This window comes from Bacillus sp. GS3m_15504 (assembly GCF_055825275.1).
Map to the genome: position 1 here is coordinate 301,569 of NZ_JBVVNL010000002.1, position 10,161 is coordinate 311,729.

The 10,161-nt window shown below is 31.5% G+C and carries 7 protein-coding genes and 5 pseudogenes; 4 read left to right on the forward strand and 8 right to left on the reverse strand.

What is annotated here, in order from left to right:
* Nucleotides 1–20 precede the first annotated feature (20 nt).
* Entirely contained in the window at nt 21–1,499 is a 1,479-nt protein-coding gene (gene putP, locus AC0L0O_RS20935) for a sodium/proline symporter PutP (RefSeq protein WP_473786038.1), read from the reverse strand.
* Between the two features lie 581 nt (nt 1,500–2,080).
* On the reverse strand, nt 2,081–2,311 hold the full coding sequence (locus tag AC0L0O_RS20940; protein WP_134189235.1) for a DUF3953 domain-containing protein: 231 nt from the start codon (nt 2,309–2,311) through the stop codon (nt 2,081–2,083).
* 222 nt (nt 2,312–2,533) lie between these two features.
* Between AC0L0O_RS20940 and AC0L0O_RS20945 the strand changes: the two are divergent.
* Both AC0L0O_RS20945 and AC0L0O_RS20950 read left to right on the forward strand, forming a co-directional pair.
* A pseudogene (locus tag AC0L0O_RS20945) lies at nt 2,534–2,792 on the forward strand (zinc ribbon domain-containing protein); the annotation flags it as partial.
* A 98-nt stretch (nt 2,793–2,890) separates the two neighbouring features.
* The gene (locus AC0L0O_RS20950; protein WP_134189234.1) at nt 2,891–3,343 is read left to right on the forward strand and encodes a hypothetical protein; all 453 of its coding nucleotides are present in this window, start codon (nt 2,891–2,893) and stop codon (nt 3,341–3,343) included.
* A gap of 249 nt (nt 3,344–3,592) precedes the next feature.
* Here the strand turns inward: AC0L0O_RS20950 and AC0L0O_RS20955 are convergent, their stop codons facing one another.
* A complete protein-coding gene (locus tag AC0L0O_RS20955) occupies nt 3,593–4,489 on the reverse strand; it encodes an Rpn family recombination-promoting nuclease/putative transposase (RefSeq protein ID WP_473786039.1) in 897 nt (298 codons plus the stop codon).
* Between the two features lie 693 nt (nt 4,490–5,182).
* Between AC0L0O_RS20955 and AC0L0O_RS20960 the strand changes: the two are divergent.
* Nucleotides 5,183–5,386: pseudogene (locus AC0L0O_RS20960) on the forward strand (nucleoside hydrolase); the annotation flags it as partial.
* A gap of 925 nt (nt 5,387–6,311) precedes the next feature.
* Here AC0L0O_RS20960 and AC0L0O_RS20965 read toward each other — a convergent pair.
* Together AC0L0O_RS20965 and AC0L0O_RS20970 are read right to left on the reverse strand one after the other, a co-directional pair.
* Complete coding sequence (locus AC0L0O_RS20965; protein WP_473786040.1) at nt 6,312–7,010, reverse strand: YrrS family protein; 699 nt, start codon at nt 7,008–7,010, stop codon at nt 6,312–6,314.
* A gap of 237 nt (nt 7,011–7,247) precedes the next feature.
* Entirely contained in the window at nt 7,248–7,643 is a 396-nt protein-coding gene (locus AC0L0O_RS20970; protein ID WP_473786041.1) for a sodium:proton symporter, read from the reverse strand.
* A gap of 423 nt (nt 7,644–8,066) precedes the next feature.
* Between AC0L0O_RS20970 and AC0L0O_RS20975 the strand changes: the two are divergent.
* Nucleotides 8,067–8,215, forward strand: a pseudogene (locus AC0L0O_RS20975) (IS3 family transposase); the annotation flags it as partial.
* 101 nt (nt 8,216–8,316) lie between these two features.
* Here AC0L0O_RS20975 and AC0L0O_RS20980 read toward each other — a convergent pair.
* The 3 genes and pseudogenes from AC0L0O_RS20980 to AC0L0O_RS20990 form a co-directional block, all read right to left on the reverse strand.
* Nucleotides 8,317–8,538 (reverse strand): annotated as a pseudogene (locus tag AC0L0O_RS20980) (nucleotide excision repair endonuclease); the annotation flags it as partial.
* Nucleotides 8,539–9,060: 522 nt separating this feature from the next.
* Nucleotides 9,061–9,783: a thioesterase II family protein gene (locus AC0L0O_RS20985; RefSeq protein WP_473786042.1), complete on the reverse strand. Its 723-nt coding sequence runs from the start codon at nt 9,781–9,783 to the stop codon at nt 9,061–9,063.
* Nucleotides 9,770–10,006 (reverse strand): annotated as a pseudogene (locus tag AC0L0O_RS20990) (4'-phosphopantetheinyl transferase family protein); the annotation flags it as partial. The gene AC0L0O_RS20985 and the pseudogene AC0L0O_RS20990, both read right to left, overlap by 14 nt.
* Between the last annotated feature and the right edge of the window lie 155 nt (nt 10,007–10,161).

Here is a 10,161-nt window from a genome sequence, read left to right on the forward strand (position 1 = left end):
TATCAAACACTTACATTAGATTACTTTGTTTCTTGTTCCAGCAATGTTTTCATCTCACTAAATTCACAATAAATTGCCTTCGTAGGTTCTGGTGTCAACAAGCTCACAATAATGACAACTAGTAAACTTAGTGAAAATCCTGGTACCATTTCGTACATCATCACTTTTAGATTGGGAATTTGCACCCATGTAATGACTACTGCTGCACCGGTAATCATCCCTGCAAGTACACCCCATTTTGTCGTTTGCTTCCAATAAAGACTTAGTAAAATTGCTGGACCGAATGCAGAACCAAATCCTGCCCACGCATAACCGACAAGCGTTAAAATTGTATCGCTTGGATGATATGATAAAACAACTGCAATCATAGCTACTATTAACACGGACAGCCTACCTATAAATACGAGTTCTTTATCACTTGCATGACGGCGGAAAAACGTTTTATAAAAATCCTCTGTAACTGCACTTGCAATAACGAGTAATTGTGAGGAAATACTACTCATAATAGAGGCTAAAATAGCTGATAATAAAAATCCAGTAATATACGGATGGAATAAAACACTTGAAAATGTTACAAAAATCATTTCTGGATCTTCTAATGTAGCACCATTTTTGGCGTAATAAGCAATACCAATAAGTCCTGTAAGCATTGCACCTATTATCGAAATCCCCATCCAACCGATACCGATTCTACGAGAAGTTTTTAAGTCTTTAACGGAGGTAATTGCCATAAAGCGGACAATTATATGTGGTTGTCCAAAATATCCGAGTCCCCATGCTAAAAATGATATAATGGAAAGTATTGTAGTTCCTTTAAACAGGTCTAAATATGAGGTATCGACTTGTTTTATTATATTAAATGTTTCTGTTACACCACCCACATCTGTAAAAGCAACAATTGGCACTAATACAAGTGCAATAAACATAATGCATCCTTGCACAAAGTCTGTCCAACTGACTGCTAAGAAACCGCCAAATAGTGTATATGCAACAACAACACCAACTGTTATAAATAATCCAATTTTATAATCAAGATTGAAGGAATTTTCAAATAGACGTCCTCCTGAAACTAAACCGGCTGACGTATAAAATGTGAAAAAGACTAAAATAACAATAGCGGAGACAAAACGTAGTATTTTCGTGTGATCTTGAAATCGATTTTCTAAAAAGTCTGGGATAGTAATAGAATCATTTGCTACTTCTGTATAGGTTCTTAAACGTGGGGCAAGAATTAAATAATTTACATAAGCACCTACTAATAACCCAATTGCAATCCATACGCTTGCTACTCCTGTTACATACATTGCACCAGGCAAGCCCATTAACATCCAGCCACTCATATCAGAAGCGCCAGCTGATAAAGCTGTAACTGCTGGACCGAGTCCCCTTCCACCTAACATATAATCTGATAAATCGGATGTCTTCTTATAAGACCAATATCCGATGTACAACATAGCTGCCATATAAATGGCAAGCGAAACCATAATTTCAACCTTCACCAAATCTCTCCTTTGTGTTACCATAAGCCATTCAAAATTCCGGGAAATGACTCTTTCTATTTTTTAGTTTTTGCTTATGGTTCACTACCTTAACAAACATCTTCTGTTCTTTCAAGTGAACAATCCCTTTTAGTCAAAAGAAAAAACGTTATAAACGCCTTTATTACAGTAGATTACTCCGTTTTTCAAAAAAAGAAAAATAATAATATTCAGTCAATATAAGATTGACTTTTTTATACATTCTCAACCTAAAAATACTAGGATTATTCAGTATTATTTATGTATCATTTAATTATTCGCATACTTTCACTTTCAGGTATACAATTTCCATTTTTAAGGAACTACAAAAGTACTATTTTTAACAGACCCAACTAGTCATAAGTTGGAATTCCACACAGAAACTCTACAAAATGGTTTACACTATTATAAAGAATAAAAAAATATGACTTTTTATAAATCAAAACAGTTAGTAAAATAAACTCATGTTATATGTATGGATAATTATTATTGTAAAAAACTAGCTCTTTTTACTCCTAATAATGGTAAGTTGTGTTAACTTGATTTTTCTAAGTAAATATATGTTAAGAACTGAAAGTATAAACTGCAACAAAGATAATAAATCCTGATGCTAAAAATAGCATATACGCTGAAGCTTTTTGATTTTCTTTTAAGTCAGAAATTCCTGTCATTAAAATCATCAATCCCATAAATAACGACATAAAAGGCATTACTTCAAATTTATCAGTTACTAGATAGTGCATCGCTAAAATACAACCAATTAATCCAAATATAACCTTTAATAATGTCAGCAAATAATAGCCTCCTCAGTTCAATTTAATATAAGTATAGAGAATATTTTATAGGATATCATTATTTTTTTACTGTTTATCATTTTAGGCAAGAAGACTCCTTCCTAAAGGAATGTAGTGTAAAGGGGCACAGCCCTGGGAGATGAATTGGCTCTTCCAACAAGGGATGGTATGAAGTTATCTTAATTGTTAGGGATATATAGCGTTACTAAACAATTGGTCAGGTCAAAGTTTCGAACCATGTTAGAATATAAAGCACAGTGGGATGGCAAACAAGTTATTGTTGTATCAAAAACATTTGTTTCTAGCAACTATGTTCTTTAATTGTTAATACCAAAACAAAGATGTTAAAAATCTCAAGCCACATACATGGGACTGCCCTTCTTGTCGTACACATGATGATAGGAGGAATATTGGCGGAAGTATCCATTTAAAGAATGAAGCGATAAGGATGCTAACCGCAAGGACTTCAGAAATAGCCTAAGTGCGATAGAACTCTTTACTTAGGAATCCCTCACTTCTAAGCGTAGTGAAAGTAGGGAGAGTTCAAAATACGAAAATATTCTTAAGGAGGCATTTATTATGTTTAAAAAATCATCAAATAATGAACAAGCTATTGTTATCACTGCTAGTGGTACCTATGATGTGTTTTTATTTCCAAATATCGTTGACAATCGATTCCATTTGATCACGGAAAACTTTCACAATATGGGATATAATCATTTTGAGTTATATGTCGATACAGAAAATCACTTATTGCATATTTATGATGATATTGGTTGGGGTGCAAAAGGAACAAGTGTAATCAATATAATTGATCAATACTTAATAGATAAAATATGTGCTTGCCTACACCTATCTAATCCCGAAGAAGCAAAAGTCATTATCTATTTTCCAGAAAACCACACACAAGGTGTAGGTATTGCAACCTACGGTTATCATGCGCGAGAAGATGAATATGGTTTTGGGCATCCTTTTGACGAAACAAGTACATATGAACCATTTATCAACATGGCTAAGCAACGAAAATACTAACGTAATCCTCTAGAAATAATACACTTAAATGGGATCTAAACGACTATATAAGCATTAACCAAAAGGGGAGAAATTCAAATGAACTTTATAAGTTGTAAATAAACAGATGGAAACACCGGTTATTATATTGATGAACCAGGTGTAAGATGAAAATATACACCTGAAAATGATGGTGGTCAGCACCTTCCACGCGGGGACGGTCATTAACAAATAACACCTACAAATACTGTAGGTGTTATTTGTAATTATTTAGGCTTGTAAAATGTTTCGTATCTCTTCTATACTTAAATTTGTAAACTTTGCAATATCTTCTATTGGCATTCCGTTTTTGTACATACCACAAATAAGCTGTATTTTTCCTTTTTCAATTCCCTTTTCAATTCCCTTTTCAATTCCTTTTTGTTCTGCATAAGCAAACTTTGCAGCCTCATCCATAAGAGCTTTTTCTCTTGCTTCGTACGCTTGTCGGAAAGAAGAATCTTGACTCATACGTTCCCATTTATTCATTGCTTTTTGTAAAATCGGGTCTTGGTTCATCGCAATATCCTCCAATGTTTGGGTTAATTGTTCATCCTCATTCGCTGGAAGTAATAACAACCAACGAACAAATGAATCTTCCCAGGGATTTACTTGTTCATTTCGCCACTGTTGCATGAGTTTTGGAATCTCCACAATATGAACTTCAATATCATCACTCAATATCATCTGTTGTTGTTGATTCCACAGAATTCCTGTTGTATGAAATGCCTCGTATTCAGGAAACATAACGAAATTTAACAAATTAATCGTAATTGTTTTATGAAGAGAACTGTATGGCATTCCTTTTTGAAGTTGGGATGTGTATAGCCTCCCCCAATAATATAAACTGCGTTTAATCATATCATGATTATTATTCAGCTGTATTTCGACATTTATCTTTGTACCTGTGTCTAATGTAGCTGAAATATCTAAAATAGATAGCTTATCTTCTTCATGTTCTCGATGCAAGTGTGGGTCCTCTAATTGTAAGGAAACAATAGGGGATTCTAAAGAACCTTGTAACATAGCATTTAAAAACGCAATGAGAATATCTTCATTTCCACTTGTACCAAATAATTGTTTAAAAGCAAAATCAATGCGTAAATTCACTAATTGTTGATTGGACATGGGTTTTCCTCTCCCCATCTCATAAGATGTTTTTCTTTCATTGTACATAAAAGAGGGATACACATGCAAACAAGCTCTTATATCCATTGACATAAGAGCTTGTTTGACACCATACATAATTAACAGATTAGTTGTGTTTCATAGAAACTGAAAGATTGCCTACTGTAAGAAAAACTCACGTTTAGTATACAAAATACCAACGAAAATGCCAATACATAAATTCATACAAAATAGCTCAATACATTTAAATTTTTATCCAATCTGATTATTCAAAGCACCATTTTTCCTCATTTCTTATCCGAACAAAAGGATTTGTGCGTCATTTTTTAAAATTGCTCTCCAACTGTCACATAATAATAGCCACATACCTTTAAGTACATATACCTGAATCATGAAAAATATTGTGATTTCAACATTTTTTAATGCTTTTCTCTCAAAAAAACAAAAGATTATACATCACTCAAAACCGCAACTTAATACACTTTTACCATAATAAATATCACGTCAATATCAGCTTATAAATCTGTTCTTTAAATAATAAACTTATTTAAATTCTTAAAAAATGAAGAGCCGACATCATAAACCTGCATTATTAATGTAGAATAGTGATGTCGGCTCTTCATCTACTAAACTGGCAGGTTAGTGAATAAATTATTCATATTTATTTCAAGCTCATCTTCGAGAGGAGGTTATGCAATGAGTGCAATTGTCAATCCAGATTTTCTTCAATACATGTATCGAAAAGTAGAGATTGATTTAGAATCTTTAAGGGGACAAACTGTCGCAGATTTTCGTCCAGATGCAAAAGCTGAGGGAGCTAGAATTGGATTGAAATTAAATCAAAAACAGTTTATTAAAAATTTCATGGAGATTATGATAGATAGAGGAACAAATTAGAAAGTGAATTTACTCATTCGTATGTAAACCAGTGTGAAATAATAAATTTTCTTTAAATAACATACAATATACCTAAAAGGAGTATGTATGCACTTTTTTGTAGGATTATTAAAATACTCAGTACTTACAATTGGGTGGATTTTTTAATACTGCTTTGGTATGCAATATTCTTTTTGCAAAAACTCTACTATTTCATTCATACTACTCAAGAATCCTAAGAGACACAAAATGTGTCTTTTTTTTATACACAACTAATTGGCGACCATTGCAAAAAGAAGATGACACAGTTGAACTTAATTATTCTCCTTCATATCAAGAAATTGATTGATATGCTCTAAAGGTTACCCCAGTATATGAGTAATATTAATATATGAAAAACACCTTACTACAAATAAGGTGTTTTTCATATATTTCTTACTACAAATAAGGAAGGTATTATCCTTGTTGTATCTTTAATTTTAATCAATTCTATTATAATTACACAGATTGAAATATCTAATCAATTTCAAAAATAGTACAGGGAATGTATATAAAAAGATCACTTGTCTTGAAAACAAGTAATCTTTTCATTAGATAAATTGCTACTTGCAAAAAGCAGGTAGTTGCTATCCTATTCATATGTTCAATAAATATTATAACACTTTTTTAGTTATATAGACGGAATATCTTCTAATGAAATGAGTCCAAAAATATTTTAAAAGGTACCATTAATTATTTAGTATTTTAAAAATGCAATTTTGAATCTTTCGAAGCACTAAATCAGGTGGATTTTAATAAACTTCAAACTTTGTCTGCATCAGAATTTAACAATTGAGTCCTAGTAATTAATGCTGATAGCATTACCAAAAGAACCCTGATTGAAACGAACTCTTTTATGAGTTTTTACAAAAGTAAACTTTTAAACACATAATTACATTTTTATTATTTATTTTACCACTTGTACAGATGCTGGTTTCCACCCCTGATTCTCTACCCAATCAATATCAACCTTATATTTTTTGTTACTTTGCTTATCTCGCACATTACCGTAGGCTTTATTATTACCATTATTCCCAATAAAATCGAAAATCAATTGGCTCTCTGGAACATCAATAGCATAAGAAATTGCTTTTTTCATCTCATTCCAATCTACTGTTCCTTCTTTAAATTTCATTTCAGGTTTAACCCCTTGCTTTGTACCAATTGGCTTCCAAGAAGGATTAGTTTGAGAACCCTTTTCTTGAGATACCGATTTTTCTGCTTTTTGTTTCTCTTCTAACTGTGCTGCTTCTTTCTCTTCACGTTTCTTCTCTTCTAACTGTGCCGCTTCTTTCTCTTCACGTTTCTTCTCCTCTAACTGTGCCGCTTCTTTCTCTTCACGTTTCTTCTCCTCTAACTGTGCCGCTTCTTTCTCTTCACGTTTCTTCTCTTCTAACTGTGCCGCTTCTTTCTCTTCACGTTTCTTCTCTTCTAACTGTACTGCTTTCTTTTCTTGAGCAATTGCTTTCTTTGATGTATTAGAAGAGGTAAACAACTGGTATGTCACTATACCAACTGTCACTAATATTAAAGTAAATGCAATATTAAAAATTGCCTTTTGACGACGATTATGTTGTTTTTCTTGAAATCTGCTTACTTGTCCCATTCTTCAAACCTCCGTGTTTACTTTCTCCTCTACTCTTTATGTATTATCCCTATAATTCTTAATATTTTTATTAAATAATAGAAATACACTACACGTTCCATACAGGATTTCATATCATAATAAAATTTGTGTTTTTTCAAGCATCTGACATATGTTATTCAAAATAGTTTAATACATTACAAATTGATAAGTTTCTGCACTTAAACAACTTTCAATTTTATTCAAAGTTGTTTCCAATTACGTCCACATTAGATCTCCTGTAGAAAGCTTTTTAACAATTAAACCTCTTCTTCCCTTATTTATAATTTTTAAATTAAATTTCCCTCTATAGTATAATAAAGATGTTTCATTTTCTAATGGGGTATGTCGTAAAATCAAAAGGGATTTTATCTCTTTTACCTTCTTTTCAGAGTAAATTTCACCACTAGGAAATTCTATTATTCCTAATGTAATCTTTAATTCGCTCTCATCAAAAGGCCACTCCTTATTAAGTTCCCTTATCTTTTGTATAAAGCTTCTTTTAGTTTGTCCTATATAGAGCAATGTTACAGTCTTAGCATATACTCTAGAGATTGCAAATACTCCCTTCTTAGAAGCTTCTTCCCTATTATAAAAATCATTTATACTATACATTCCATACCATTTAATATGTACTGTTTCTATGAATCACACCTCATTTTTAGATAATATTATAATTTCTGAATGTTCGAATTATAATGGGTACATAGTCCTGATTACTTGAATTATAAATTGTGCTTTTCAATAATACATTTTATTATTACTAATTTCAATAATGCAGAAAAAATACAATATTATAGTTTAATTACAAAACTATCTAAAGACAAAGTGAAGTCGTACCAAATATTTTATTTTTTCAATATCAGACTATCGTGAACAAAAGTTAGGGAGTTATGGAATAAAACTGTTGACTAAATATCGGAGTATTTTTACATATTCTATTAATACTATTAATTCTTTCTTCAAAAATTCCCCTAAAATGAAAAGATACGATATTCTTTCTGTAGAATCATAGGAAAGGATGGCGTTTTTGTATGTATATTTCTGTATCAAACAGAATTTAGAAGTATAACACATTCCAAACAAGAATTAGCAAAGTATATAGACTATACTCAAAAAGAATAAGGGCAAAATTAAACGGTATGAGCATGGTACAATACCGGGCTCATACCCTAGAGGTTGTCTAACTTTCGAGAGGTCACTTCAACCGGCTGTAGCCCTTCACGTTTATTTAGGACGGAGCCCTCATGGCTAAAATGATAAAAGCTACAGATTTGCTACTTTAAAGTTAAGAATTTAACCTTGGATTACTTAAATTCTTTTTTCCAGATAGGGCATACATTATATCTTGATGCTTTATCGTCCTCTAATGATTATCTGGTATTCGGAATTTGTTTCGGTGTTCTTTAATTGTAATTAAAGTTTGAAGTTCTACGTTCAATACTTTTGCGAGGGCATGATAGTTAGATCTATTATCTAACAAAGAAATTATTTCATAAAACATAGTTTTTCATCCACCTGTTTCACCCTTTCTACATAAATTATAATTGCCTACTAAAAAATAACGAATTTGCAGGATGATTGAAAAAAGCCAAGTGCATTGCACTCGGCTTTATGGTCGATTAAACAATTTTACTTCAGAAGTATTCATGAAATAGTACAATGTATGCACAATTACATATCTAATTAATTGCTTTTAGTGTTATATTTTAATAGCGATGAATGCTATTATTTCATAAGTTGTCAACAAGCGTTATGTATGAGAAAAAGGAAGGGGTTAAATAGAAAACTTCCTTTTTCTACCAATTAACTAAATTACTCTCTGGTAAAAATTTAAATAGTGATGCAAATAAGTTGCATCACTTTTTTAGATAAATACGGGAAGTAACTCTTACGATTCAATGAGTCTTTTTTTCTGCCTTTGAAAAGTTCGTTTAGGCTTCAATGCCCTTATTCAATGATATTTCAGCAGTTCCTTTATTTTTCATATTTAATATTTTGTTCCTTAGCCATGAATATACTTAGAAAACCTCTAAAAACTATTTGATAATCTTTTAGAATCTAACTTTCTTATAATACTCTTTGCTATTTCTTCAATATTTTCATTTAGAAAGAAATGATTACCTTCAAAAGAATGAAGAGTACACGTTTTACTTGTATATTGCTCCCATTTTATTACTTGATCATATGTAGTAAATTCATCATTTTCCCCATTAAATATAAGAAAATCAATATCACATGGTCGTATATTATTGTCATGAATATATGTTTCGACAATTTTAAAATCTGCTCTTAGAACTGGGAGAAAAATCTCCATTAATTCTTCTGATTGAAGTACCCCGGCCGGTGTACCTCCCATTGCAATAACCTCTCTTTTAAATTGCTCATTAGAAAGATTATGTCGGATATTTTTTATTTTACTATTTGGATGATTTCTACCAGACAAAACAAGAAATTCAGGCCATACGTTTTTAGAATCTTTTATTTTTCTGCCTACTTCATAGGCGATCAAACTTCCCATGCTATGCCCGAATAGAATGTAGGGCGAATCATCTATCTGCATAACTATTTTATTGTAGACATCATTTACTGCCTCTTCCATACTTTGGTACAAGTTTTCTTCAATTCTATATCCTCTACCAGCTAACTCTATCGGGACTACCTCAATATATGGATTAAAGTAATTTTTCCATTTTGCGTAACTAAACGCAGATCCCCCAGCATGTGGAAAGCAAAAAAGTTTAGTCTTCTGCATTGATTTTCTCCTTACTTTCAAATTTGTATATATTTTGGCAAATTGCATAAATGTCTTTAATTATTATCTCTTGGGGAAATTCATCCCTTGTTGCACAAGCAGATATCTTATAATTTGGCTCAATGTTATATTGTCTAAAGTAAAAGTTTTGAGGTATATACTTATATGAAATTAAAGTTGGTGACTCTTTTTTTATAGAGAATAAATTTAACGGGATATAAATTCAAATTAACTTTATTAAATTGAAAATACAATAGAAAAGGTGCATATTTACATATCAATGAAAATATACACCTTTCCTCAGTAATATCATCAAAGCATTAGATTCTATTACAAAAAAATGGAGAGCATTTACATCATTCTATGAGCAACTCATAT